This window comes from Pandoraea eparura (genome assembly GCF_902459725.1).
Lineage (GTDB): Bacteria > Pseudomonadota > Gammaproteobacteria > Burkholderiales > Burkholderiaceae > Pandoraea > Pandoraea eparura.
Genome location: NZ_CABPSH010000020.1, coordinates 1 through 24918, shown reverse-complemented (window position 1 = coordinate 24918; position 24918 = coordinate 1). Strand labels below are relative to the sequence as shown.

The window sequence follows — 24918 nt, the reverse complement described above, 5'->3', positions numbered from 1 at the left end:
GCGATGTCGGTAAGTCTCACGATAATGGCTCGTCGATACCGGTACAAGTTACCTATTTATCCTGGTATGAAAACTACCCCCATCCCGACGTCCGACGCGGTCTCGGACGCGTCCGTCCTTCACGGCGACGATGCGCGTCAGCGTCGCGCGCTCGGCGACTTCCTGCGTGCGCATCGCGAGCGGCTGACCCCGGCGGCAGCCGGATTGCCACCGATGGGGCGGCGTCGCACGCCGGGATTGCGGCGCGAGGAGGTGGCGCAGTTGTGCGGCTTGTCGGCCACCTGGTACACCTGGATCGAGCAGGCGCGGGATGTGTCGATCTCGGCGGGGGCCTTGGCGGCCGTTGCCGGCGCGCTGCGGCTCTCGCGTGCCGAGCGAGCCTACCTGTTCGATCTGGCGGGCAAGCGCGATCCCGAGCGCGGCGCCGCGCCGCTGCCGCATCACGCCTCGGCACAGGTGCAGGCCGCCGTCGCCGCCGTCGCGGCCCCGGCCTATGTCCTCGACCGATGCTGGGACGTTCTCGCCTGGAACGAGGCCGCGGCCGACATCTTTCATGGCTGGCTCGATACCCCAGGCGCGAAGAACCTGCTGCGCTACATCTTTCTCGATGCGGGCGCGCCCACGTTGATCCAGGATTGGGAGCGCCGCGCGCGACGCGTCGTGGCGGAGTTTCGTGCCGAATGCAGTGCCTATCTCGACGACATGCCCGTGCGCGCGCTTACAGACGAATTGCAGCGTGAGAGCCGTCGGTTCGCCGCGCTCTGGTCGCAGCAGGATGTCGTCGAACGCGAAGGCGGGCGGCGTGGCTTTCATCACCCGGTACGCGGCGATATCGACTTCGCGCAGGTCACATTCCGTCTGTCGGGACATGACGACGTCAAGCTCGTGATGCTGTTGCCGTAGTGCGGGCGCTCAGACGGCCGGGCGCAGCCACTGCAAGAGCAGCGAGACGGTGGCCATGCCGAGCACGGTCATGATGAGCGAGCCTCCCACGTGAACCGCTACGCTCAGCGACGCCCAGCCCAGTTGCCCTTCGCGCAGCAGCGTGGTGACTTCGGCGGAGAAGGTGGAGAACGTGGTGAGACCGCCGAGAAACCCGGTGACGATCAACAGCCGCCACTCGACCGGGACCGACGGAAAGTGGCTGAAGAGGGCGACAGCGACGCCGATCAGATAGCCGCCGGCGAGATTGGCGACGAGTGTGCCGAGGGGGAGCGTTGGCAGGATCGCGTTGAGCTGAACGCTCAGTACCCAGCGCAATAGCGCGCCGGACGTTGCCCCGATGCCGATGGCGAAGATCGAAGCCAACATGGGTGACTCCTCTGCGAAGGGGATGCGGATAAAAAAACGGCCGACCTTTTCGGGCCGGCCGCTCTCGCCTCTCAAGCGAAGTCTACAGGCATTGCCACGAGACTCAATCCTTCGGGAACGCCGTGGCGCCGCCGTGCGCGCCCGACCACTCGGCCGGGGCGTGCAGGAATTTCTCGACTTCGTCGAGCGTCTTCGTGTCGAAGTGGTTCTGTTGCTTGGCAACGCGCAGCACGTCCCACCACGTGGCGAGCGAGTGCAGCTCGACATCGATGTCCTTGAGCACCTGACGGCTCTCCGGGAAGATGTCGTAGTGGAAGACGACAAACACGTGATTGACCTTCGCACCGGCGTCGCGCAGCGCCTTGCAGAAGTTGATCTTGCTGCGGCCATCGGTCGTCAGGTCTTCGACGAGCAGCACGCGCGAGCCTTCCGGCAGATCGCCCTCGATCTGCGCATTGCGGCCGAAACCCTTCGGCTTTTTGCGCACGTACTGCATCGGCAGCATCAGCTTGTCGGCGATCCAGGCGGCGAACGGAATGCCCGCGGTCTCGCCGCCGGCCACCGTGTCGAACTGCTCGCAGCCGACGTCCTGAATGATGACGGCCTCGGCGAAGTCCATCAGCGTTCGGCGCACGCGCGGGTACGAGATCAGCTTGCGGCAGTCGGTGTACACCGGGCTGGCCCAGCCCGACGTGAAGATGTAAGGCTTCTCGGCGTTGAAATGCACCGCGCCCACTTCGAGCAGGATCTTGGCGGTGATGTCGGAAATCGCCTGGCGGTCGATGCCAATCATGATGCGGTTCCTAAGCGTAGCTGCCCGCCGTGCGGCGCGCAGCCAGGAGTCATGGGTGAGTCGGCGGCGTGCCGTCGCGCGCAGGGCGCTGGGGCAGGGCACCGTCCAAGAGGCGGCGGGTCGGCACGTCTTGTAACGACCGACCGGCGCTTAAGCGCGAATTATGCCACAAGTTTCAGCAGATGCGCGGCCAATTATGCACTGAGCGTATATTCATCGACCAGGAAATACGCGTAGTGTGCGCGCACGGCGCATATGAAAAATGCTGTCCGACAGATTTGTCCAAAAAAAGAGACAGTTGCCGACGTGTCATGACAGGCATACACTCACGCCGAAAATTCCGCCCCGATGGACGTGCTCATGCCTAACGATTCCTCGCCCTCGCTTGCCGCCACGGCCGCGCCGCCAGACACCGCCTACGCGACCCGTGCCCTGTGGGCTTCGGCCATCGGCTACGCCATGGACGGTTTCGATCTGCTGATCCTCGGCTTCATCCTGCCGGCCATTGCCGCCGATCTCGCGCTTACCGGCGCGCAATCGGGCGCTCTCGTCACCTGGACGCTCGTGGGGGCGGTCGTTGGCGGCATCGTCTTTGGCATGCTCTCCGATCGCCATGGCCGCGTGCGCGTGCTGTCGTGGACGATCCTGCTTTTCGCCGTGTTCACTGGGCTGTGTGCGCTCGCACAGGGCTATTGGGAGCTGCTGGCCTACCGCACGATTGCCGGCATCGGTCTGGGCGGCGAGTTCGGCATCGGCATGGCGCTGGCGGCGGAGTCGTGTGCGCCGGCCCGTCGGGCGCGGGCTTCGTCGTTCGTGGGGCTGGGCTGGCAGGCCGGGGTGCTTGCGGCCGCGTTGCTCACCCCGTTGCTGCTGCCGCTCATCGGCTGGCGGGGCATGTTCGCCGTGGGCCTGCTGCCGGCGGCTGTATCGTTCATCATGCGTCGCACGCTCGGCGAGCCCGAGATGTTCCTCGCGCAACAGCAGCAACCGCGCGAACACGCGCCGCTCAAGCTGCTGGTCAAGGACGGCGCCACCACGCGCGCGAGTCTGGGCGTGGCGATCCTGTGCTCGGTGCAGAACTTCGGCTACTACGGCCTGATGATCTGGATGCCCTCGTATTTGTCGAAGACGTTCGGCTATTCGCTCACCAAGTCGGCCATGTGGACGGCGGTGACGGTGCTCGGCATGGCGTTCGGTATCTGGCTGTTCGGTCGTCTGGCCGATCGCTTCGGCCGCCGCCCGACGTTCATCGGCTACCAGATCGGTGCGGTCGTGATGGTGTTCGTCTACGCGCAGTTGCAATCGCCGTTCTCGCTGCTGATCGGCGGCGCGGTGATGGGCCTGTTCGTGAACGGCATGATCGGCGGCTACGGCGCGCTGATCTCGGAGCTGTACCCGACGGCCGCGCGGGCCACGGCGCAAAACGTGCTGTTCAACATCGGCCGCGCCGTTGGCGGCTTCGGGCCGCTCACGGTCGGTGCGCTGGCCGCCGCCTATTCGTTCAAGCTGGCGCTCGTCTTCCTCGCCGGCATTTACGTGCTCGACATTCTCGCCACACTGTTCCTGATTCCCGAGCGTCGCGGCGAAGCGCTGCAGTAACCCGTTTCGCCCGCGGTACCGCCCCGCGGGCGGCGTCGAGCTTTTGGCGCAAGGTGTACACTTTGCGTCCTGCGGTGCATCCGGCGCACTGCAAGCCCCACGGTCCGACGTGCGCGAGCGCGGTATGCAGGATCGGGGGACGCGCGGTGGCCATCACGCCGCCGCGCGGTGAAGAACCCCGTCGACGACACAATCGCCGAATCCCTCCGGTTGGCTCTTCCCCGCCGTGATCCGTCAAAAGACGGCGGAGTCCACGCGCTGCCCGCATGCGGCACGGACCCTGCCGTCGCCCTGTCCTTAGGTATCGAGATATGGATGAACAACTGAAACAAAGCGCCCTGGCCTACCACGAGAATCCGCGTCCGGGCAAAATCTCGGTGACGCCGACCAAGCCGCTGTCGAACCAGATCGACCTGTCGCTGGCCTACTCGCCCGGCGTGGCCTACGCGTGTGAGGCGATTGCCGAAGATCCGCTCGCTGCCAATCGCTACACGTCGCGCAGCAACCTCGTCGGTGTGATCACCAACGGCACCGCCGTGCTCGGCCTGGGCAATATCGGCCCGCTCGCCGCCAAGCCGGTGATGGAAGGCAAGGGCTGCCTGTTCAAGAAATTCGCCGGGATCGACGTGTTCGACATCGAACTCGCCGAGCATGACCCGGACAAGCTCGTTGAAGCGATTGCCATGCTCGAGCCGACGCTCGGCGGCATCAACCTCGAAGACATCAAGGCGCCCGAATGCTTCTACATCGAGAAGAAGCTGCGCGAGCGCATGAAGATCCCCGTTTTCCACGACGATCAGCACGGCACCGCCATCATCGCCTCGGCCGCCATCCTCAACGGCCTGAAGGTCGTGGGCAAGGACATCGGCCGCGTCAAGCTGGTGTGCTCGGGCGCGGGCGCTGCCGCCATCGCCTGTCTGGACCTGCTCGTGAACCTCGGCCTGAAGAAGGAGAACATTCTCGTTCTCGATTCGAAGGGCGTGATCCACACCGGCCGCGACAAGCTCGACGAGAGCAAGGCGCGCTACGCCGTGGCGACCGAAGCCCGTACGCTGGCCGACGCGAGCAACGGCGCAGACGTGTTCCTCGGCTGCTCGACCGCCGGCGTGCTGACCGGTGACATGGTCAAGACGATGGGCCCGAAGCCGCTGATTCTCGCGCTCGCCAACCCCGAGCCCGAAATCCGCCCGGAAGTCGCGAAGGCCGCGCGTCCGGACTGCATCGTCGCGACCGGCCGTTCGGACTACCCGAACCAGGTCAACAACGTGCTGTGCTTCCCGTTCATCTTCCGCGGTGCGCTCGACGTCGGCGCCACCACCATCACGGAAGAGATGAAGCTCGCCACCGTGCGTGCCATCGCCGAGCTGGCGCAGGAGGAAGAGCAGAGCGAAGAAGTTGCGCGCGCCTATGAGGGGCAGTCGCTCGAATTCGGGCCGGAATACATCATTCCGAAGCCGTTCGATCCGCGCCTGATCATCAAGATCGCACCGGCCGTGGCGCAAGCCGCGATGGACTCGGGCGTGGCCACGCGTCCGATCGCCGACATGGACGCCTACCGCGAGCAACTCGGCACGACCGTGTATCGCACCGGCTTCATCATGCGTCCGGTGTTCGCCGCCGCCCGTGCCCGCTTCGGCAACGACGCCGCGCGCATCGTGTTCGCCGAAGGCGAAGACGAGCGCGTGTTGCGCGCCGCCCAATTCGTGCTGGCCGAGCGCATCGCGCGCCCGATCATCATCGGTCGTCCGTCCGTGGTGGAAATGCGTCTGCAGAAGATCGGCTCGAAGCTCAAGCCCGGCGTCGACTTCGAGATTGTGAATCCGGAAGACGATGCGCGTTATCAGCGTTGCTGGCAGGCGTATCACGACCTGGGCGCACGTCACGGTGTGACGCCGGACGTCGCCAAGGCCGCCATGCGCAAGGACAACACGCTGATTGGCGCGATCCTCGTGCATCTGGGCGAAGCCGACGGCATGATCTGCGGCATGATCGATACGTACCACCGGCATCTTGACGTGATCGATCAGGTGCTCGGGCGCGCCGCCGGGGTCGAGAACTACGCGGCGATGAATCTGCTGATGCTCGAGAAGCGCAATCTGTTCATCAGCGACACGTACGTCAACGAGACGCCGACCTCGGAGCAACTCGCCGAGATGACCGTGCTCGCCGCGAAGGAAATCGAGCGCTTCGGCATCGCCCCGAAGGTGGCGCTGCTCTCGAACTCGAACTTCGGCAGCGTGAAGTCGGCCTCGGCCCAGCGCATGGCCCGCGCCTGCGAACTGCTCGCCAAACGTGCGCCGTCGCTGGAAGTCGATGGTGAAATGCACGGTGACGCCGCGCTGTCGGAGACGGTGCGTCGTGCCGCGTATCCGGCGTCGCGTCTGACGGGCGAAGCGAACCTGCTCGTCATGCCGAACGTGGAAGCGGCCAACATCACGTACAACCTGCTCAAGATGACGGGCGGTGAAGGCGTGACGGTGGGCCCGTTCCTGCTCGGCTGCGCCAAGCCGGCTCACATCCTGACGCCGGCCGCCACGGTGCGCCGCATCATCAACATGACGGCCGTCGCCGCGGCCAACGTCACCCGTTGAGTGTCAGGACGGACAGGCCGCCGCGGAGGTCGCGGCGCGCCGCTGCGCCGACGGGGCGATAGCCCCTGAAAAAAATCCCGCCAGACGCACAATGCGCTGGCGGGATTTTTGTTGGACCGACGGGTGGCGGGTCAGCGCATCAGGCGGCAACGCGATGCGAATCGCCCTCGCGCAACTGCGTGAGCAACTTCGTCCACTTGATGCGTGTGGCGGCGAGGTTCTGCTCCTTGACGTGCCCGAAGCCGCGAATCTCCTGCGGCAGCTCCGCCAATTGCACGGCCAGCGACAGGTTGTGCTCGTTCAGGCGCGACAACACCTCGTTGACCAGCGTCTCGTACTCGCCGATCAGTGCGCGTTCCGTGCGACGCTCCTGTGTCCGGCCGAAGATGTCGAACGGCCCGCCGCGCAGCCCCTTGAACCTGGCGAGCACACCGAACGCCTTCATCATCCAGGCGCCGTAGGTCTGCTTGATGAGATGTCCCTTGTCGTCGTGCTTGGCCAGCGACGGCGGCGCCAGATGGAAGCGCAGCGTGAAGTCGCCTTCGAACTGCTCGTTGAGCTTCTTCATGAACGCCGGGTCGGTGTACAGACGCGCGACTTCGTACTCGTCCTTGTAGGCCATGAGCTTGTAGAGCCCACGCGCGACCGCTTCGGTGAGCGGCATGGGCATGCCCTCAGGCGTGAGCGCAGCCTCGACCGTGCGCACGCGATCCACCGTCTGCTTGAAGCGCTCGGCGTAGGCGCGATCCTGATACGCCACGAGTTGGTCGTAGCGCCGCTCGATCAACAGGTCGAGCGCGCGCGGCGTGTGCAGCGTGATCAGCTTGCCGCCGGCAGCCGCCGGCTCCGGCGCCTCGTTCTGTTGCGCGAGCTTGCGCACGCTCGCGAGATCGTACGCGGTGCGACGTCCCCATTCGAACGCCTGCTTGTTCTTCTCGACCGCCACCCCGTTGAGTTCGATGGCGCGCGTGAGCGCCGCATACGACAGCGGTACCCAGCCCTTCTGCCAGGCGTAGCCCAGTACGAACGGGTTCGTGTAGATGGTGTCGCCCAGCAGTCGCAGTGAGAGGTGATTGGCGTCGACGAAGTCGACGTTCTCGCCGGCCGCCGCGCGGATGTCGTGCTCCGTGCTCGTGCCGGGGAAGCGCCAGTTCGGATTGCGGATAAACTCGGCCGTCGGCGTGTGCGCGCTGTTGACGACGATGTTCGTCACCCCGTGCTGCACGCGTGAGAGCGTGTCGTCGCTCGCGGTCGTGATGGCGTCGCAACCGATCACCACGCGCGCGTCGCCCATGGCGATGCGTGTGGCGTGAATGTCCTCCGGCTGCAGAGCGATCTGCACGTGGCTCGTGACCGCGCCACCCTTCTGGGCGAGGCCGGTCACATCGAGTGTGGTGACGCCCTTGTTCTCCAGATGCGCGGCCATGCCGAGCAGTGCGCCAATGGTGACCACGCCCGTGCCGCCGACCCCCGTGACGAGGATGCCGTACGGACGCGTGATCGCGGGCAGTGCCGGTTCCGGCAGCGGCGGCAGCTCGCTGCTGTCGACCTGCGCCGTCTTCGGCTTGCGCAACTGACCGCCTTCGACCGTCACGAAGCTCGGGCAGAAGCCGTTCACGCATGAGTAGTCCTTGTTGCATGTGGACTGATTGATCTGACGTTTCGTGCCGAATTCGGTCTCCAGTGGCTCGACCGACAGACAGTTCGACTTCACGGAGCAATCGCCACACCCTTCGCAGACGGCTTCGTTGATCACCACGCGCTTTGCCGGATCGGGGTAGGCGCCGCGTTTGCGACGGCGGCGCTTCTCGGTCGCGCACGTCTGGTCGTAGATCAGGATCGACGTGCCCTTGACCAGTCGCAGCTCGCGCTGCACGCGGTCGAGGTCGTTGCGATGGTACACCGGCACGTCGCCGACGAGCTTCACGCCATCGTACTTCTCGGGTTCGTCCGTCACGATGACGATCTTGGCCGCGCCTTCGGCGTCGACCTGCGCCACGATCTGCGGCACGCTCAGCGTGCCGTCGACGGGCTGGCCGCCGGTCATGGCGACCGCGTCGTTGTACAGGATCTTGTAGGTGATGTTGACCTTCGACGAGATCGCCGCGCGAATCGCGAGCAGGCCCGAGTGGAAGTACGTCCCGTCACCCAGGTTGGCGAAGATGTGCTCGTCGCACGAGAAGGGCGCCTGACCGATCCAGGGCACGCCTTCCCCGCCCATTTGCGAGAACGTGTCGGTGCGCCGATCCATCCACACGGTCATGTAGTGACAACCGATACCGGCGATGGCACGCGAGCCTTCGGGCACATTGGTCGACGTATTGTGCGGACAACCCGAGCAGAACCACGGCTTGCGCTCGACCGCCACGCGCGGCTTGGCGAGGGCTTGCTCCTTCGCGTCGATCACGCGCAGGCGGGCGGCGATGCGCTCGCGCACGTCGCTTGGCAGCTCGAACTTCTCCAGACGCGTGGCAATCGCCTTGGCGATCAGCGCGGGAGAGAGTTCGTAGTGGGCGGGCAGCAGCCAGTTGGCCATCGGCACCGACCATTCGCCGCCGGCGCCATCCTTTTCGTCGAACTTGCCGTACACGCGGGGGCGCACGTCGTCGCGCCAGTTGTACAGCTCTTCCTTGATTGCGTATTCGAGGATCTGACGCTTTTCCTCGACCACGAGAATTTCCTGAAGTCCTTGTGCGAACGCGCGCGCACCCTGCGCTTCGAGCGGCCACACACAGCCTACCTTGTACAGACGAATGCCGATGCGCTGGCACGTGGCCTCGTCCAGCCCCAGATCGGCGAGTGCCTGGCACACATCGAGATACGCCTTGCCGCCGGTCATGATGCCGAAGCGGGCATTGGGCGAATCGATCATCACGCGATCGAGCTTGTTGGCGCGCACATACGCGAGTCCGGCATACCACTTGTAGTCGAGCAGACGCGCTTCCTGCACCAGCGGCGGGTCGGGCCAACGGATATTCAGGCCGTCGGGCGGCATGAGGAAGTCGTCCGGCAGGTGAATGTCGACGTTGTGCGGATCGATCATCACCGAGGCCGACGACTCGACCACGTCCGTCACGCATTTCATCGCGACCCACAGGCCCGAGTAACGGCTCATGGCCCAGCCATGCAGGCCGTAGTCGAGATACTCCTGCACGTTCGACGGATACAGAACGGGAATGCCGGCGGCCTTGAAGACGTGTTCGGACTGGTGCGCGAGCGTGGAGGATTTTGCTGCGTGGTCGTCGCCCGCGAGCACCAGCACGCCGCCGTGCTTCGACGAGCCGGCCGAGTTGCCGTGCTTGAGCACGTCCATGGAGCGGTCGACGCCGGGGCCCTTGCCGTACCACATCGAGAACACGCCGTCATACTTGGCGGGGTACAGGTTGACCTGTTGCGAGCCCCACACGGCGGTGGCGGCGAGGTCTTCGTTCAGGCCGGGCTGAAAGACGACATGATGGCTGGCGAGATGCTGCTTCGCCTTCCATAGCGACAGATCCAGCCCGCCCAGCGGCGAGCCGCGATAGCCCGAAATGAAGCCGGCGGTATTGAGCCCGGCGGCAGCATCGCGCGCCTGCTGCAGCATCGGCAGCCGGACCAGCGCCTGAATGCCGCTCATGTAGGCGCGACCGCGCTCGAGCGTGTATTTGTCGTCGAGCGTGACCGATTCCAGTGCGGCCAGCAAGCTCGGATTGACGGGGGCGTTCATGGGGTGTGCTCCTCACTCTCACGGATTTTGGGATCGCCAAAACTTCCTGCCACTCCCGCTCTCGTGAAGCAGGACGGCAGTGGTGAATGCCGGCCTCTGATTTTCGCGTACCCGGATGCTCACTCGCGTGATGGCACCCCGGCGAGCCGGGCCATTTTTCGTAATGCGCTTACCAGTCGAACTTATGGTAGCACCGGTGTCAGGCCATTGCCTGACGGGTACGGTGACGTCTCATCGGTGACCGATCCAGCGAAGTATAACGAGCATTATGACGTTTACGTAAACGTAAGATGGCTGGCGTATACCCTCGCCTGCGGTTCGGGGGTGTCGCCCATCGTCTCGTCTGCCAGCACGCCAGCACAGCAAACAGCGAATGGCAAACAGCAAACGGCAGAGGGCAGAGGGCAGAGGGCAGAGGGCAGAGGGCAGAGGGCCGCTTTCGGATTTCGCTTCAAAGTGACGCGAAAATGCCGGCAACCGTACGCTTGTCGGTGTCTTCTGACGCGAGGGTAACAACGTGTAACGGTTGGCGGCGAGGGGGAACGGCGCGGGCAGAATGGTGACTAATGCCTTACCCGACACGTTGGGAACGTACTTTGCGCACAGTTAGTGCGCCCTGCAATGCCGCAACACGTAAGAAGGAGTCACTGTGAATCAACGAAACATCGCCAAATTCCTGCTGGTTTCCGCTTCGTTTCTGACCCTGGAAGTGAGCGTCGCCCGTGCCGACGAAATGGCGCGCGACAAGACGGCCGAACCTAACCCGATCGTTACCCCGATCACGCAGCAGCAAAACACGCAGTCGCCGCAGCGTTACGAAGGCCCGCTCGACCAGCGCACGATCGATCCGCGCGAATTCCAACGCCGCTGAGGCGGCTTCGATCCCTCATGGACATGTCGCCCAATGGCGACACCCCCCCAATGGCGACACCTCCCGACACCCAAAGCGCCACCCCACCAGGTGGCGCTTTTTTTGTCACGAGCGTCCTTGCTGTAATCTCTTGTAATCGTCGAATCAGGGCGATGAATTCCAGATAATCGGAAATTCACGCAATAATATTGCGAATAACTACAGATAATGGGGAGTCATGTGCCAAAACTCGAACTGGACAAGATCGATCGTCGAATTCTCGCCTTGCTGCAGAGCAATGGCCGGCTGTCCAATCTCGAAATCGCCGAGCAAGTGAGGCTCTCGCCGAGCCCGTGCCTGCGCCGAATCCGTCGCTTGGAGGAAGCGGGCGTCATTCGCGGCTATGTCGCCTTGCTGGAGCCCACACGCATCGGCCTTGGCCTGCTCGCGTATGTCAACGTGCGGCTCGACAAGCGGCATCCCGGCGACGGCCAGGGAGGCTCGGTCATCGAACACTTCCGTGCCGTGGTCGACGCCTGGACGGAAGTCGTGGGCTGCTATGCCATGGCTGGCGACATGGATTACCTGCTGCGAGTGCATGTGCGCGACATGGCGCACTTCTCTCACTTCATGCAAGCGCAGTTGCTCGTGCATCCGAGCGTCGTCGACGTCAAAACCAGCTTCGTCCTCGATCAGATCAAGGAAACGACAGCGCTTGCGCTACCGTAATCCGGTGGCAGGCGCTATTCTGACGCGGACAAAAAAACCCGGCCAATGGACCGGGTTTGTTTTTTCGGTGAGTCGCGCTCGTCGTTCAGGCGGCGCGCTGGCTCGGCAGGAGGGCGCCAAACAGACGGCGGGCGGTGCGAAGTTGGCGCTTGACCGCGTAATCGAAGGCGGCGACCTGCTCTTGCATCATTTCCGAGAGCATCGATTGCGTGTCGGCGGGCGGCAGGCTCAGGTAGCCGTCGGCCTCGCCATATGCGTAGTTGATCTCCATGCCGGCCTTCTTCGCGATGCGCATCATGCGGGCATTGCGCGACAGGCAGTGCATGTAAAGCGTATCGACGCGCTGGTTGCGGCAGTGGATCGTGGCGCGTTCGAACAGGCGCGAGCCAATACCGCAGCCCCGGGCCGATTCCAGCACCGAGACACCGAATTCCGCGATACGTCCGTTCTTGCCTTCCGGCAGACGCGCAACGTGAGCGACCGCCACGAGGGCGAGATTGTCGTCGAAGACGCCAAAGACGCTGTCGCGCGAGAAGTCGAGACTGGCAACGTAGCGGGTGATCACGTCGTCGGTGACAGCCTGGCCAAATCGCAGCAGGCGGTCTTCTTCGCCGAGCGCCAGGAAGTGGCGCTGGAGTCGGTGGATGTCGCCCGAGGTCAGCTCACGAATCAGCACGCTCGACCGCTCGTTGGCGGCAACCGTCGCGCGTGCGACGTTGGGCGTGGGGTTCGGGGCAGTCATGACGCAATCCTTGAGTATGCTTTCGAGCGTGCACTGGATTGTGCGACGCAGAAGAATTATACCCGATTGGCTAGGTAAAAACCCTAGTTAATGATGGCGATGTCTGGAGGGAAGCGTCTAAGTCGCTGAAGAACCGCACCATTTCTCGATGGGGTTCCCGCTGACGTTCAGCGCAAGGTTGCTGCGAGGCAACAAAAAAGGGCGATGCAGCGCCCTTTTTTGTGAGTGAGTGATTGCTTACTGCGTACGCGATGGCGCTGACGAAGCGGGGATGGCGGGTTCGGTTCCACCCGGCAATGGCGTGACGAGACCGTGTTCGAGCACGGCGATCACCTCGTTGGCGAAATCGCGATACCGCATGCGCCCGCCCGGCTTGAGCCAGGTAAAGGTCCAGTTGATCATGCCGAACAGCATCATCGTGAGCGCGGTCTGGTTGTGCTTGGCCACCCGGTCGGGGAAGGCCCGAGAGAGTTGGCGGGCAAACGCCGCCACCACGTCGCGTTGACGATTGAGCACGATCTCGCGTTGTTCGTCGTTGAGGAACTTCACGTCGTTGAGCAGCGCGATATGGCGCGTTTGCGACGTCTCGTATTCATCGAGAAAGGCGCGGATCAGCTCGTGGAACGTATCGCGCTCGGACAGGCCGCGGCGTTGGCCGAGCGCCTCGACCTCCGTGACGATCAGCATCAGGCGCTTGGTGTAGCGCTCGAGCAGATCGAACAGGATGGCGTCCTTGCTCGCGTAATAGTGATACAGGCGGGCCTTCGATGTGCCGCATGCGGCGGCCAACTCGGACATCGACGTGCTCGGATAGCTCGCGTGGGCGAACGCTTCGGCCGCGACGTCGAGAATCTGTTCGCGCTGCGATTCGTGATCGGGCGCTTTGGTACGTGCCATAAACGGGGGTTACTCCAGTCGTAGATCGCACGCGGCGGGCGCCGTGGTGTCGCCGCGCAACGCGAGCCGGCCTGCCGCGCCGAGTTCGCGGCAGCGCCACAGCAGAAAACTGTCGGTCGCAAAAAAGCCTTCGATGCGGGGCATCGCCTCGCCGAGAAAGGCTGCCATCGGCGTCCAGTCGACCGGCGCCATCGCGAGAATCTGGTCGTCGATTTCGGCGAACGTCGCACCTTCGAACGTGTTGTTCACCCAGCGACGCACCTGCGTGTTCACCTGCTTTAGCGCGCGCCACTCCAGCGACAGGCGGCCAATGCGCAACAGCGAGATCGGCGCGATGCGTGCAAATCGGTCGGCCAGCACCGCCGGCGCGTACATGCCGACGCTCGTGCGTCGCGTGGTGTCCTGCGGCGAGCTGGGCGTTGCCAGATCGCTGCCGCGCAACACGATCTCGTTCAGGCGTGCGGGGGTATTGCGCAACATGAAGGCCACGCGCCGAAGCGTGAGCTGGTCCGACGCACTGTCGCCATGCCAGCAGACCACCGCGCTGTCGCCTTCGACCAGACGCTGCAGCGATATCCGCTCCTCGCGCAACTCTGCCACGTAGTCGCGGCCGGCAACCGGATGCACGCGCTGCCAGAATGCCGCCCGTTGCCGCTCGTTCTCGTCGATCTCGCGCAGCGGGCCAATGGCCAGATCGTCACGCAGGACAAGCACGGGGTCGGCGCGATGCGCTTGCGCCATCGCCGCGCGCAACTGCTGCGCGGCGATATCGCCGCAGACGACATGGATGGTATTCATGCCCGCTAGTTTACGGTATTCCCGCAACCTCGGGTTGACGCTCCCGTCATGCCCGACATCATCAGGACATTGGCCCGATTTCGCACCGGTTCCCGCCACGTTGACATGACGTTCGCACGACTTGCGACACGCCTTGGCAAACCATCGTTCGACGCTCCGGCACCGTTGGCACGGCGCCGGAGCGTCGAACGTTCAATGCAAGCTCAGCGCAGGCAAGCTCAGGCTTAGCGCTCGTCGTAGCTCACCACGACGCGCTCCGTGAGGGGGTGTGCCTGACACGTCAGCACGAAACCCTGCTCGACTTCGTAGTCTTCCAGCGTGTAGTTCTTGTCCATCGCCACTTCGCCCTCGAGCACCTTGGCGCGGCACGTGCAGCACACGCCGCCCTTGCAGGCATACGGCAGTGACAGACCGGCCGCAAGGCCCGTATCCAGAATGCTCTGGCCTTCATACGGCTGGCGCAGGCGGCGCTCCTTGCCGTCCATGACGACGACCAGCTCGGCCATCGGCGTATCGTCCGTGATCACCACCGGCTTCGCAGCGACTTGCGGCGTCGGCACGCCGAACCGTTCGACGTGAATCTTCTCCTTGGCCACGCCGGCGGCATGAAGGGCGGCTTCGGCGGCGTCCATCATCGGGCCCGGGCCGCAGATGAAGGCTTCGTCGATGCTCGATGCCGGAATCAGCGTTTCGAGGAAGGCCGTGCACTTGTCCTGGTCGAGCAGGCCGTTGAACAGCTCGACCTCCTGGGCTTCGTCCGAGAGCACGTGATACAGGCGCAGGCGGCCAAGATACGTGTTCTTCAGGTCTTCGAGCGCTTCGGCAAACATGATCGCCGGCACTGCGCGATTGCCGTAGACCAGGGTGAACTGGCTGTGCGGCTCAGCGGCGAGCGTCGTCTTGATAAGCGCGAGCATCGGCGTGATGCCCGAGCCGCCGGCGAAGCCGACGTAGTGCTTGGCGTGATCGGCCGACAGGCGTGTGAAGAAGCGGCCATCCGGGGTCATCACGTCGATCTGCTGTCCCGGCTTCAACTGGTCGTTCGCGAAGTTCGAGAACTTGCCGCCCGGCACGCGCTTGATGCCCACGCGCAGCTCGCCCGTGGCGTCGTAGTCGGGCACCCCGACACAGATCGAGTAGGAGCGGCGGGCTTCTTCGCCGTCGATCTCGGTCTTGAGCGTGAGGAACTGGCCTTGCGTGAAGCGATAGGCGTCGCGCAACGCGTCCGGCACCGTGAAGGCGATGGAGATGGCGTCGGCGGTCTCGGGCCGGATTTCGCGGATGGTCAGCGAATGGAATTGCGGGGTCGTCATCGTGGTCTTCCTTGCTGCCCGGGTGCGGTTGCCGCCGGGCAAAGTGTCGGCATCGCTACGCGCGAAGCAGGATCAATCGGGTCAATCAATAGGGCTTGAAATAGTCGAACGGCTCGCGGCACGTGCGGCAACGGTAATGCGCTTTGCAGGCGGTCGAGCCGAACGCCGACACCACTTCGGTCTCGGTCGAGCCGCAATGCGGGCACGTCACGCCGTCTTTCGGGCGGCCGTAGAACGTGATCTTGCGGGGCGCATCGGCGGCCACGGCATGCGTACCCGTGGGCGGCGCAATGCCATAGCCGCGCAGCTTTTCGCGGGCTTCGGGGCTTATCCAGTCCGTCGTCCAGGCGGGGGCGAGCACTGTCGCGATGTGCCACGGGCCGAGGCCCGCGCGCGTCATGGCCGCGTCGATGTCCTCGGCAATCTGTTGCATCGCCGGGCAACCCGAATACGTCGGCGTAATCACGATCTCGAATGCCACGCTGCCGCTGGCGTTCGTGACAACGCGTACGTCGCGCAGGATGCCGAGTTCCCGAATCGACACGACCGGAATCTCCGGATCGGGCACGGCTTCGAGCGTCTGCCATGCGAGCGGCAGCGACGCCTCCGAGGCCGGCGTAAGCACGTCGGGCGCCACGGGGGGAGTAAGCGGCAGATTCATGGTCGTCTCGGCGAAGTGGGCGGCAACCGGGTCGGCAAACGGGTTCATCATCGGCATGACACGCGTGGCGAGGGGGGCTTACCAGGTCGCGCCGGGATGCTGGCGAGCCAGTCCCTGCATCTCGCCGAGCAGATAGCTCATGTGCTCGGAGTGATGGCCGAACTTGCCCGTGCTCTCGAATGCGCCGCCGACCGGTGCGTCGAGCGTGGCTTCTTGCAGCGCGTCGCTCACCGTGGCGTGCCACGCGTCCTTCAGGCTGGCCATCGTGACCCCGGTGCCGGTGGCGGCCACGGCGTCCTCGAGCGCGTCCGGCTTGAAGATCTCGTTCATGTACGGCATCAGGTAGTCGAGCGCGGCCTGCGCGCGCCGGTGCGATTCCTCGGTGCCGTCGCCGAAGCGCACCAGCCAGTCGCGCGCGTGGTGCAGGTGGTAATGCGCTTCCTTGACCGACTTGGCGGCGATGGCAGCAAGATCCGGATCCGTCGACTGCGTGAGGGCTTGCCACACTTCGACCATCAGGGCCGAGTAGAGGAAGTTGCGCACGATGGTCACGGCGTAGTCGCGCTCGGCGGCGGTCGTGCCGGCGGTGGGGCCGTAGTGGGGCAGTTCGACCAGCGTCCAGTTGCGGAACGCGAATTCGTCGCGCCAGAAGGCGTAATCGTCTTCCTGCTTGGCGATGCCGGTCAGCGCGGTGTCGATCTTGGCGGCGTGCTGATACAGCATGCGTGCCTGGCCGATGAGATCGAGGCTCAGGTTGGTGAGCGCGATGTCTTCTTCCAGCACGGGGCCGTGACCGCACCATTCCGCATTGCGCTGACCGAGTATCAGCGCGTTGTCGGCGAGGCGCAGCAGATAGGACAGATGTTCCTGCGTCGGTTTCATGTTCTGGGGTCTCGCATGGGGCGCGCCGAACAGCTCGGCGCGTGGCCGCTTACATGTGGTTCACTTCTTCCGGCAGTTGGTAGAAGGTCGGATGGCGGTAGATCTTGTCGGCGGCCGGATCGAACAGCTCGGCCTTGTCTTCCGGAGCCGACGCCGTAATGGCGGCGGACGGCACGACCCAGAGGCTCACGCCTTCCTGGCGGCGCGTGTAGACGTCGCGCGCCATGCGCAACGCCATCTCGGCGTCGGCGGCGTGCAGGCTGCCGCAGTGCTTGTGCTCGAGGCCCATCTTGCTGCGCACGAACACTTCCCAGAGGGGCCATTCCTTGTTGCTTGCTTGCGTCATGATCGTTCCTGATGTCTTGTGAGGCGCTGCGTGTTGTGGCGCGTGCCGCTCAGGCGGCCTGCTTTTCGGCGCGCTGGCGTTGCTTGGCGGCGTGCGCCAGGGCGGCGTCGCGTACCCAGGCGCCTTTTTCGTGGGCGGCCACGCGCGTGCCGACACGTTCCTTGTTGCACGGGCCTTCACCGCCGACCACGCGCCAGAATTCGCTCCAGTCGATCTCGCCGTAGTCGTGTGCCTTGCGGGCCTCGTTCCACTTCAGATCCGGGTCGGGGAAGCGCACGCCGAGCACCTTGGCCTGTTCGACGGCGGCGTCGACGAATTTCTGACGCAGATCGTCGTTCGAGATGCGCTTGATGCCCCACTGCATGGTTTGCGTGCTGTGGATCGAGTCCTTGTCGCTCGGGCCGAACATCATCAGCACCGGCCACCACCAGCGGTTCACGGCTTCTTGGACCATGTCGCGCTGGGCTTGCGTGCCGCTCATCATCGCGAGCAGGGCGTCGAAGCCCTGGCGCTGGTGGAACGACTCTTCCTTGCACACGCGGATCATGGCGCGCGCGTAAGGGCCGTACGAGCAGCGGCACAGCGGCACCTGGTTCATGATGGCGGCGCCGTCGACCAGCCAGCCGATCACGCCGACATCGGCCCAGGTGAGGGTCGGGTAATTGAAGATGCTCGAGTACTTGGCCTTACCCGAATGCAGCGCGTCGATCATCTGGTCGCGCGACGTGCCGAGCGTTTCGGCGGCGGAATACAGATAGAGGCCGTGGCCGGCTTCGTCCTGCACCTTGGCGAGCAGGATGGCCTTGCGCTTGAGGCTGGGCGCGCGCGAGATCCAGTTGCCTTCGGGCAACATGCCGACGACTTCCGAATGCGCGTGCTGCGAGATCTGGCGCACGAGCGTCTTGCGGTACTCAGCGGGCATGTAGTCCTGCGGCTCGATCTTCTGATCGGCGGCGACGCGGGCGTCGAAGCGGGCTTGTTGCTGCTGCTCCGCCTCGCTCAGGGCGCGCACACCCTTGGGGCTGTTGCCGGCCAGATCGATGGCTTGCGTATACATAGGGGAAGGTCTCCGCGGCATGTGGGGATATGGAACGCATTATAAACCGACCGGCCGGTCGGTCAATAAATGTTTTCCATGAGATGGCGGAGATTGTTTGTTTCAGGATATGGGGGATGCTGGCGAATTCGAGACTCGCGACGCGTCGAAGGTTGGCAGGCGCGCTTGGGGTGGCGGGCGGTGCCGTGCGGCGCCGCCGGAATGACGGGAGAGAGGCCTCAGCGTGGGGGTGTCGAGGCGCATTGTTTCAACGCGTCGACAAACGCCGCGGCTAGCGGCGACAAGGGATCGCCGCGGCGCCATGCCACGCCCATCGGCGCGGGCAGCGGCGGCGGGCGCAAAGGCAGAATCGTGACGTCGCCCTTGTCGCGCAGGGCATGGGCCAGGCGGCTCGGCAGCACGGTAATCGCGTCGCACGATTGCAGCATCCCGAGCGCGAGGGAGACGGAAAACGCCTCGACGATCATGCCGGGCCCCGGTACGCCCTCTGCGAGAAATTGCGATTGCAGCGCGTGGCTGATCGGGGACTCCTTGGGCGGGAGCAGCCAGGGATAGCCGGCAACGTCGCGCCAACCCGGCGCCGGCACTTGGGCAAGCGGATGCTCGCGACGGCAGATGACGAGCAAATCCTCGTGGAATAGCGGTTCCAGTTCGACCGCGCTGCGAAAGTAATCCGGCACCAGACGCCCCACGACCAGATCGAAGCTGCCATCGTGAAGCCCCGCGGCCAGCCCGAAGGAACCACTCTCGCGCACGGTGATGACGCAACGCGGATGGGACTCGGCCATCAATGCGATCGCCTGCGGCAGGAGTTGCGGCATGGCGATGAACAGGGCGCCGACGACCAGGCTCTCGCGGTGCTCGTTCATCAGGTCTCGGAGTTCGTCCTCGGCCGAGCGAAGATTGCCAAGAATCATGCGCGCGTGACGGGCCAGCGTGCGACCGAATGTCGTCGGCACCATGCCGGACGCGGTGCGCTCGTAGAGCTTCACCCCCAGCAGGTCTTCCAGCGCAGCCAGCGTCTTGGAGAGCGCCGCGCGTGTGAGATTCAGGCGGTCGGCGGCCTTCGTCAAGCTGTGCGTTTCATCGAGCACGGCCACGGCCTGGAGGTACTTGAGCTTGAGGCGCGACGGTGGCGCCTGACCGGTTCTGACATTCATTTTCGATCTCCATCAACGCGTTACCGGCAACCAGGCGACGGGCGCGATCTGCGCCTGGCGCACCCATGGTTCTCACGCTATTGGCCCGTCATTGGCGCCCCGGACGGTGTCAGCCGAGTGTCAACCAATGGTTGAGGGCTGAGTCCAAGAATTCACCTTCCCGGCAATAACCTGAACCTACACTGGCTTGCCAGACGCCCGATGCGGTGTCGGGCGCAGGCGGTAGCGGCCATGCCCTTCTGCTCAATAACTTTAGGTTTCAATTATATAAGCATAAAAATAATCGCATTCGCACGTCCCGAACACAACTCTGGGAGACGGCGGATGCGAAGCGGGCTGGCCCTATCGGGCGACGGACCGCGCGAAACCTGTCCTTGCCACGCATCCAGTTCAAATCGAGGGAGACAACGTGAATCATCACGGCATTTGGGTACGTTCATTCATCGCCGCAGGCTTGCTGGGCGGCGCGCTCGTCAACCCTGCACAGGCGCAGAGCCATGTTGAGATCAGCGGCCTGCTGGGCGCTGGCGTAGGCTATACAAGTAACGTTGGCGGGGGCGCCGCCGTCACGGCAAACCCCGGCGTTCTGCGGCCGAACGCCCTGATCTTTCGCGGCGATGAAGACCTCGGCGGCGGCAACCGTGCCGTGTTTTATCTCGGCTCGCTGTTCAGCATTGTCAACGGTAACGTGTTCGGCGGTCCGGGCAGTCTGTTTTCCCGCGAATCGTATGTCGGACTGGCGAATCGATACGGCACGCTGACCGTCGGGAATCAGCGCGATTTCATGTTCGACAGCCTGACGTTGAACCGCTACCCGGGGAGCTTCTTCGAGGGATCCTACGCCGCTCACCAAGGGCCGTTCGCGAAGTTCGGTGTGTCCTATTCCGCGCAAGGCTCATTTGACTTCGATCGCGTGAATGGCGAGGCAATCGCCAACACGGTCAAATTCAAAAGCGCCGATTTCTCGGGCCTGACGTTCGGCGCAATGTACGGCTTCGGGGGCGTGCCCGGAAGTTTCGGCCGATCCTCCGCCACCAGTTTCGGCATTAATTACGACTATGCGAATGCCGGCATCGGTGCGGCGTACACGATGGTCAAGTCGCCGCAAACGAACAACGGCAACGATGGCATCCGCAATATCGGTCTCGGGTTTCGCTACGGATTTGGCAAAGCGCTGATCTCGGCACTCGCCACACTCTCCCGAAACACGGCGACCGGGGCACAGATCAACGCCTTCGACGTGAGCGTGGGATACGACTTCTCTGCCGCGTGGTACGCGAGCGCGACCTACACCCACATGCGCGGCAACGCGCAGCTCAACGACAACCATGCCAATCAGCTCACGTCCCTTGTTGGCTACCGGCTGTCGAAACGTACGACGGTGTACGTCGACGCCGCGCTGCAAATCGCCTCAGGCAACGGTGCGATGGCGCAGGTGAACGCGTCGGCCGGCCCCGCGAGTGGCAATCATCAGTTCGTGAGCACTGTGAGCATCCAGCACACCTTTTGACGCGTCACCGCCCCCAAGGAGGTCTGATATGAACAACGAGATGCAGCGAAACCGCCGCACGCTTCTCAAAGCCTGCGGCGCCGTGGCCGGCAGCATGATGCTTCCCGCGCTGCTGGCGCCGGTGCCGACGGCGTCGTACGCGGCGGACCGGCATGCCCAGCCCGCCCAGGCAGAGCAAGACGAGTTCATCTTGCGCGGCGGGTACGTGTTGACGATGGACCCGGCGCTCGGCGAATTCCCCGTGGGCGACGTGCACGTGAAGGGTGGTGCCATCGTCGCCGTGGCCGCGCGTATCGATCTGCCGAACGTACGGATCATCGACGCGAGCCGAACGATCGTCATGCCGGGGTTCGTGGATACGCATCAGCACATGTGGACGAGCCTGTTGCGAGGCTCCCTGCGCGGCGACGACCCGACCTTCGGCTATTTCCCTAGCAAGGCCCGGGCCGGTGCCGTCATGACGCCGGAGGACATCTATCACTCGGTGCGATTCGGGTTGGCGCAGAACCTGATGTCCGGCATCACCACGGTGCACGACTTCTGTCACAACGTGTGCTCGCCGGCACATGCGCAGGCGGATCTACAGGCGCTGGAGGACCTTGGTGTTCGCGCCCGATTTTCGTACGGGCGTTTCGGCGAGCCGTCTTCGCAGCCCATGGACTGGCAGGATGTCGAGCGAGTCAGGCAGACGATAGTACCGAAGCGTCCGCGTTTGTCATTGGGCGTTGTCGTTGCGCCGGTGACGGAGAAGGACGGTTCGATGCGCGCCAGCGTCCTCGACGACCTCAGCACGTCGATGGCGCATGCGCAGGCCATGCAGCTTCCTTACACACTGCACTACGGGAATCTGACGCACGGCATTATCGACGTGATGGCCAGGCATGGGTGGTTGAATTCCAACCTGTTATTGGTGCATCCGCAAGGGTTCACGGCGGCAGAGCGCCAGACGCTTGCGGCGTCGAACGTACGCATCAGCATCGCGCCCGCCATTGAGCTGCAGTATTCCACGGTGAGAAGCGGTTATACCCAATTCGCGGAAATGGAGGCACTTCACGCGCAAATGGGTCTCTCGACCGATTCTTCGGCGGCATCGGCCAATGCCAACTTCTTCAACGAAATGCGCGCCCTGTTGTGGGCACACAAGTCGAGACGGGACACGAACGTCAAACTCACACCTCGCCGGTTGGTGGAACTCGCGACCATCGACGGTGCGAGGACGCTCAATCTCGCGGATCGCACCGGATCCTTGTCCCCGGGCAAACGCGCTGACATTGTGCTTGTTCGCATGGATGACCTGGATATTGCCCCCGTATTCGATCCGTTCAATTCACTCGTGTATTCCGCGCAGCCGGAGAACGTCGATACGGTGATCGTGGATGGTCGCATTCTGCGGCAAGGCGGTCGGTTCCTCACGTTCGACGTTGGCGAGGTCGTTCGTGACGCCACCCGCTCGGCCGTGCGTTTGCGGCGCGAGGCGGGGTTGGCGTAGCGCGCACCGCTGGAGGCGGTCTTTCGCCCTGGCGGACGATGGGCATGCGCCGAGCCGTCAGCGGGGCTTGGGCAGGGTGAAAGCCAAGGCGAAGACGACGGCGAGGGTGAGGCCGAGGGTCAAGCTCAGGGGCGGCGTCGGGGCCGGGGTCGGAGGCAGAGGCAGAGGCAGAGGTAGAGGTAGAGGCTAGTGTGAATGTGAGGGTGAGGTGAGGATCGTGATCGAAGATTGGCGGACTCATTACAGCGAAGTACGTCCGCATTCGAGTTTGCAGTACCTAACCCTGGCAGAATTTCGCCGGGCCAGCGCATGTGGTTCAACCGCCGGGGCCGTGAATCTCCAGACTCCAGTGGTGCGAAGATGCCAGTCAGGTCAACCCACCGTTTCAAAGCAGGTCGTCACTCGGCAGCAACGTGACGGCGCCCGCCACCGCATTGCGCCAGAACGACGCATAGGGTTCGACATCGAAGGTGCGCGGTTGGCCATTCTCTTCGCCAACCCAGCGCAGCGCCGGCAGGGTTGGCGGGGTGATCGGTGGCGGCATGGTGGGGGTGGCGGGCGCCAACTCGACGCGAAAACTGGCGCGGGGCGACGTCGCTCGGTCGAAAATTCGCGCCATGCGCTCGGCAAAGTCCGGGCTATGGATCACGATTGCCAATTCTGTATTCAGACGCACTGAACGCGGGTCCAGATTGAATGAACCGAGGACGACGTCTCGCCGGTCGATCACATAGACTTTGCCATGCAGGCTGGCCCGCGACGTGCTGCCGAACGAGAGGCGCCGCAACGAACGAACGCCGTTATTCGTGCGGATCGGCTTGAATTCATACAGCGCGACGCCGGCTTCCAGTAACGCCGGGCGATAGCGCGCGTAGCCGGCGTGGACGGCCACGACGTCGGTCGCCGCGAGGGAGTTCGTCAGCACGCGTACCTTGACGCCGCGCTGCGCGAGCGTCGACAGAAACCGGACGCCGCCGTCCAGCGGCACAAAGTATGGGGAAATAATCAGAACCTCTCGCTGGGCATTCGCCGCCAACTGACGCAGTGTGTGGCCAGGCGCGCTCTGGGTCTCGGCGGCGGGCGTGTCGAGTTTGTCGGGACCGTCGGCCGCAAGCTCGGCGGGCGCCCAGAACAGGGCGAGCTTCCCGCTGCGAAGCCGTTCGGCGAGCAGGGATGGGTGAAGCGCCAGATGCCCCGCGGGCGTGTGGTCGGTGTCGCGCCAATGACGTGCCAAGGCGTCGCGTGTGGCGTCGAGCGTGGCTTCGTCGATCTTCGACTGCACCTGTTTAAGCGGATAGGACTGTTGGCTCGTCCAAAAGTGGTCAAAGCTGCGGGAGACGGCATCGACGATCGGGCCGGCACAGAGCAGATCGAAGTCGCGGAAGGATAATTCGGGATTGGCGTCGAAATATTCATCGCCCAGATTGCGGCCGCCTACGATGGCCAATTGATTGTCGGCGACCAGCGCCTTGTTGTGCATGCGGCGGTTGAGCTGGTCGAACCGCGTGAGCAGATTGCCCGCCCGTTCGATGAGCGTGGTGTCGCGGGTGCCGAACGGGTTGAAGACGCGGATCTCGATATTGGGATGTTGATCGACCGCCGCGAACGCCGGGTCGGTATGGCGACGGTTGATGTCGTCGACCAACATGCGTATACGTACGCCGCGATTGGCGGCGTCGAGCAGCGCCTGGAGCAGGAGGCGACCGGTGACGTCTTCGCCGGCGCTGTAATACTGGACGTCCAGGCTATGCTGCGCGGCCTGGACCAATGCGAGGCGGGTGGTGAAGGCGTCGGCGCCGGTGGCCAGGAGCTGGAAGCCGGATTGACCGGGATGGGCACCGATAGCCGGCGCCAGGGTGCTGGCGAGCGTGCCGGCCGTGGCGGCCGGCGTGTGGCTCGTCCATTGGGAGGCCTCGGGAGGGGGGCGCACCGAGCTACAGGCGACCAAGATGAGCGCGAGCGGGAGAAGCAAGATCAGGCGCTGCAAGATCGGGCGATGCAGCGTATCGAGGGCGGGCGACGGGATGAAGCGGGATTGGAGCATCTCGAACCGCTTTATCTAGAGAGGAAGGGAACAGGCTTCGAAATCTGCGCCGCCTTTCTCTATATCTATAGGCAAGCTTGCGGCAAGCATAGGCGATTTCGTTCGTGGTGTTGTGGCGGGACGCCGAACGAGAGTGCAGCCGTCGTCTCCATGTGGCCTGCGGTGCGGATTTGGGCGGCTAGAGGCGGGCATTTTTTCCGGATTCGAGCCTTTTTCAAAATATTTTCACAAAGGGCTTGCCAGGGTACGGGGTTTTCACTAATATCTCGTCTCTCGCAACGACGGCGACGCAGCGAAAGCAGCGAAGCGGTGGTGGCGACGGGCTGAAAAGCCCGGTGGTTGGTGGTTTTGAGCTAGTGAGTTGCTACGGCGGCGAACGAAGAAAGCGAAAAAAACTGTTGACGACGACGAGAAGCTGCGACATAATCTCACTTCTCTGC

At 64.0% G+C, this 24918-nt stretch carries 20 protein-coding genes and 1 pseudogene; 8 read left to right on the top strand and 13 right to left on the bottom strand.

From position 1 onward, the window contains the following. Positions 1-66 precede the first annotated feature (66 nt). On the top strand, positions 67-903 hold the full coding sequence (locus tag PEP31012_RS22980) for a helix-turn-helix transcriptional regulator (protein ID WP_174978366.1): 837 nt from the start codon (positions 67-69) through the stop codon (positions 901-903). 9 nt (positions 904-912) lie between these two features. On the opposite strand, the gene crcB is transcribed toward PEP31012_RS22980, so the two are convergent. Both crcB and PEP31012_RS22970 read right to left on the bottom strand, forming a co-directional pair. Then, on the bottom strand, positions 913-1311 hold the full coding sequence (gene crcB, locus PEP31012_RS22975; RefSeq protein ID WP_150591522.1) for a fluoride efflux transporter CrcB: 399 nt from the start codon (positions 1309-1311) through the stop codon (positions 913-915). Between the two features lie 103 nt (positions 1312-1414). After that, positions 1415-2104, bottom strand: a complete 690-nt coding sequence (locus PEP31012_RS22970) for an orotate phosphoribosyltransferase (RefSeq protein ID WP_150591521.1) — start codon at positions 2102-2104, stop codon at positions 1415-1417. A 360-nt stretch (positions 2105-2464) separates the two neighbouring features. Here PEP31012_RS22970 and PEP31012_RS22965 point away from each other — a divergent pair, with 360 nt between their 5' ends. Together PEP31012_RS22965 and PEP31012_RS22960 are read left to right on the top strand one after the other, a co-directional pair. Next, positions 2465-3703 carry an MFS transporter gene (locus PEP31012_RS22965; protein ID WP_150591520.1) on the top strand — a complete coding sequence of 413 codons (1239 nt, stop codon included), beginning with the start codon at positions 2465-2467 and terminating at the stop codon, positions 3701-3703. A gap of 311 nt (positions 3704-4014) precedes the next feature. Continuing rightward, complete coding sequence (locus PEP31012_RS22960; protein ID WP_150591519.1) at positions 4015-6294, top strand: NADP-dependent malic enzyme; 2280 nt, start codon at positions 4015-4017, stop codon at positions 6292-6294. 139 nt (positions 6295-6433) lie between these two features. Here the strand turns inward: PEP31012_RS22960 and PEP31012_RS22955 are convergent, their stop codons facing one another. After that, positions 6434-10000 carry an indolepyruvate ferredoxin oxidoreductase family protein gene (locus tag PEP31012_RS22955; protein WP_150591518.1) on the bottom strand — a complete coding sequence of 1189 codons (3567 nt, stop codon included), beginning with the start codon at positions 9998-10000 and terminating at the stop codon, positions 6434-6436. A 649-nt stretch (positions 10001-10649) separates the two neighbouring features. Between PEP31012_RS22955 and PEP31012_RS22950 the strand changes: the two genes are divergently transcribed. Together PEP31012_RS22950 and PEP31012_RS22945 are read left to right on the top strand one after the other, a co-directional pair. Next, a complete protein-coding gene (locus PEP31012_RS22950) occupies positions 10650-10871 on the top strand; it encodes a hypothetical protein (protein WP_150591517.1) in 222 nt (73 codons plus the stop codon). A gap of 219 nt (positions 10872-11090) precedes the next feature. Then, positions 11091-11579 (top strand): Lrp/AsnC family transcriptional regulator, encoded by a 489-nt coding sequence (locus tag PEP31012_RS22945; RefSeq protein ID WP_150591516.1) that lies wholly within the window; start codon positions 11091-11093, stop codon positions 11577-11579. A gap of 85 nt (positions 11580-11664) precedes the next feature. Here the strand turns inward: PEP31012_RS22945 and PEP31012_RS22940 are convergent, their stop codons facing one another. The 9 genes from PEP31012_RS22940 to PEP31012_RS22900 all read right to left on the bottom strand — a co-directional run bounded on the left by PEP31012_RS22940 (position 11665) and on the right by PEP31012_RS22900 (position 19435). Further along, positions 11665-12321 (bottom strand): GNAT family N-acetyltransferase, encoded by a 657-nt coding sequence (locus PEP31012_RS22940; protein ID WP_150591515.1) that lies wholly within the window; start codon positions 12319-12321, stop codon positions 11665-11667. 237 nt (positions 12322-12558) lie between these two features. Further along, complete coding sequence (locus PEP31012_RS22935) at positions 12559-13218, bottom strand: TetR/AcrR family transcriptional regulator (protein WP_150591514.1); 660 nt, start codon at positions 13216-13218, stop codon at positions 12559-12561. A gap of 9 nt (positions 13219-13227) precedes the next feature. Then, the gene (locus tag PEP31012_RS22930; protein WP_150591513.1) at positions 13228-14016 is read right to left on the bottom strand and encodes a DUF1835 domain-containing protein; all 789 of its coding nucleotides are present in this window, start codon (positions 14014-14016) and stop codon (positions 13228-13230) included. A gap of 224 nt (positions 14017-14240) precedes the next feature. After that, complete coding sequence (gene paaE, locus PEP31012_RS22925; RefSeq protein ID WP_150591512.1) at positions 14241-15329, bottom strand: 1,2-phenylacetyl-CoA epoxidase subunit PaaE; 1089 nt, start codon at positions 15327-15329, stop codon at positions 14241-14243. 85 nt (positions 15330-15414) lie between these two features. Further along, positions 15415-15990 carry a 1,2-phenylacetyl-CoA epoxidase subunit PaaD gene (gene paaD, locus PEP31012_RS22920; protein WP_425494987.1) on the bottom strand — a complete coding sequence of 192 codons (576 nt, stop codon included), beginning with the start codon at positions 15988-15990 and terminating at the stop codon, positions 15415-15417. 78 nt (positions 15991-16068) lie between these two features. Beyond that, a complete protein-coding gene (gene paaC / locus PEP31012_RS22915) occupies positions 16069-16872 on the bottom strand; it encodes a 1,2-phenylacetyl-CoA epoxidase subunit PaaC (RefSeq protein ID WP_150591510.1) in 804 nt (267 codons plus the stop codon). 49 nt (positions 16873-16921) lie between these two features. After that, the gene (paaB, locus tag PEP31012_RS22910; RefSeq protein WP_150591509.1) at positions 16922-17218 is read right to left on the bottom strand and encodes a 1,2-phenylacetyl-CoA epoxidase subunit PaaB; all 297 of its coding nucleotides are present in this window, start codon (positions 17216-17218) and stop codon (positions 16922-16924) included. A 49-nt stretch (positions 17219-17267) separates the two neighbouring features. Then, positions 17268-18275, bottom strand: coding sequence for a 1,2-phenylacetyl-CoA epoxidase subunit PaaA (gene paaA / locus PEP31012_RS22905; protein WP_150591508.1), 1008 nt, complete (start codon positions 18273-18275; stop codon positions 17268-17270). 218 nt (positions 18276-18493) lie between these two features. Continuing rightward, complete coding sequence (locus tag PEP31012_RS22900) at positions 18494-19435, bottom strand: LysR family transcriptional regulator (RefSeq protein WP_150591507.1); 942 nt, start codon at positions 19433-19435, stop codon at positions 18494-18496. A 409-nt stretch (positions 19436-19844) separates the two neighbouring features. Between PEP31012_RS22900 and PEP31012_RS22895 the strand changes: the two genes are divergently transcribed. The 3 genes and pseudogenes from PEP31012_RS22895 to PEP31012_RS24305 all read left to right on the top strand — a co-directional run. Next, the gene (locus PEP31012_RS22895) at positions 19845-20945 is read left to right on the top strand and encodes a porin (protein WP_150591506.1); all 1101 of its coding nucleotides are present in this window, start codon (positions 19845-19847) and stop codon (positions 20943-20945) included. A 28-nt stretch (positions 20946-20973) separates the two neighbouring features. Next, the gene (locus PEP31012_RS22890) at positions 20974-22434 is read left to right on the top strand and encodes an amidohydrolase family protein (RefSeq protein ID WP_246171437.1); all 1461 of its coding nucleotides are present in this window, start codon (positions 20974-20976) and stop codon (positions 22432-22434) included. Between the two features lie 208 nt (positions 22435-22642). Then, a pseudogene (locus PEP31012_RS24305) lies at positions 22643-22705 on the top strand (integrase core domain-containing protein); the annotation flags it as partial. A gap of 114 nt (positions 22706-22819) precedes the next feature. Here the strand turns inward: PEP31012_RS24305 and PEP31012_RS22880 are convergent. Continuing rightward, positions 22820-24478, bottom strand: coding sequence for a phospholipase D family protein (locus PEP31012_RS22880; protein WP_150591505.1), 1659 nt, complete (start codon positions 24476-24478; stop codon positions 22820-22822). Between the last annotated feature and the right edge of the window lie 440 nt (positions 24479-24918).

Coding starts and splice junctions, on each gene's coding strand:
- PEP31012_RS22960 (WP_150591519.1), top strand. CDS start 4,015: ATGGATGAACAACTGAAACAAAGCGCCCTGGCCTACCACGAGAATCCG.
- paaE (WP_150591512.1), bottom strand. CDS start 15,329: ATGACGACCCCGCAATTCCATTCGCTGACCATCCGCGAAATCCGGCCC.
- paaC (WP_150591510.1), bottom strand. CDS start 16,872: ATGAAACCGACGCAGGAACATCTGTCCTATCTGCTGCGCCTCGCCGAC.
- PEP31012_RS22965 (WP_150591520.1), top strand. CDS start 2,465: ATGCCTAACGATTCCTCGCCCTCGCTTGCCGCCACGGCCGCGCCGCCA.
- paaB (WP_150591509.1), bottom strand. CDS start 17,218: ATGACGCAAGCAAGCAACAAGGAATGGCCCCTCTGGGAAGTGTTCGTG.
- PEP31012_RS22940 (WP_150591515.1), bottom strand. CDS start 12,321: ATGACTGCCCCGAACCCCACGCCCAACGTCGCACGCGCGACGGTTGCC.
- paaA (WP_150591508.1), bottom strand. CDS start 18,275: ATGTATACGCAAGCCATCGATCTGGCCGGCAACAGCCCCAAGGGTGTG.
- PEP31012_RS22935 (WP_150591514.1), bottom strand. CDS start 13,218: ATGGCACGTACCAAAGCGCCCGATCACGAATCGCAGCGCGAACAGATT.
- crcB (WP_150591522.1), bottom strand. CDS start 1,311: ATGTTGGCTTCGATCTTCGCCATCGGCATCGGGGCAACGTCCGGCGCG.
- paaD (WP_425494987.1), bottom strand. CDS start 15,990: ATGAATCTGCCGCTTACTCCCCCCGTGGCGCCCGACGTGCTTACGCCG.
- PEP31012_RS22930 (WP_150591513.1), bottom strand. CDS start 14,016: ATGAATACCATCCATGTCGTCTGCGGCGATATCGCCGCGCAGCAGTTG.
- PEP31012_RS22980 (WP_174978366.1), top strand. CDS start 67: ATGAAAACTACCCCCATCCCGACGTCCGACGCGGTCTCGGACGCGTCC.
- PEP31012_RS22890 (WP_246171437.1), top strand. CDS start 20,974: ATGAACAACGAGATGCAGCGAAACCGCCGCACGCTTCTCAAAGCCTGC.
- PEP31012_RS22880 (WP_150591505.1), bottom strand. CDS start 24,478: ATGCTCCAATCCCGCTTCATCCCGTCGCCCGCCCTCGATACGCTGCAT.
- PEP31012_RS22900 (WP_150591507.1), bottom strand. CDS start 19,435: ATGAATGTCAGAACCGGTCAGGCGCCACCGTCGCGCCTCAAGCTCAAG.
- PEP31012_RS22970 (WP_150591521.1), bottom strand. CDS start 2,104: ATGATTGGCATCGACCGCCAGGCGATTTCCGACATCACCGCCAAGATC.
- PEP31012_RS22955 (WP_150591518.1), bottom strand. CDS start 10,000: ATGAACGCCCCCGTCAATCCGAGCTTGCTGGCCGCACTGGAATCGGTC.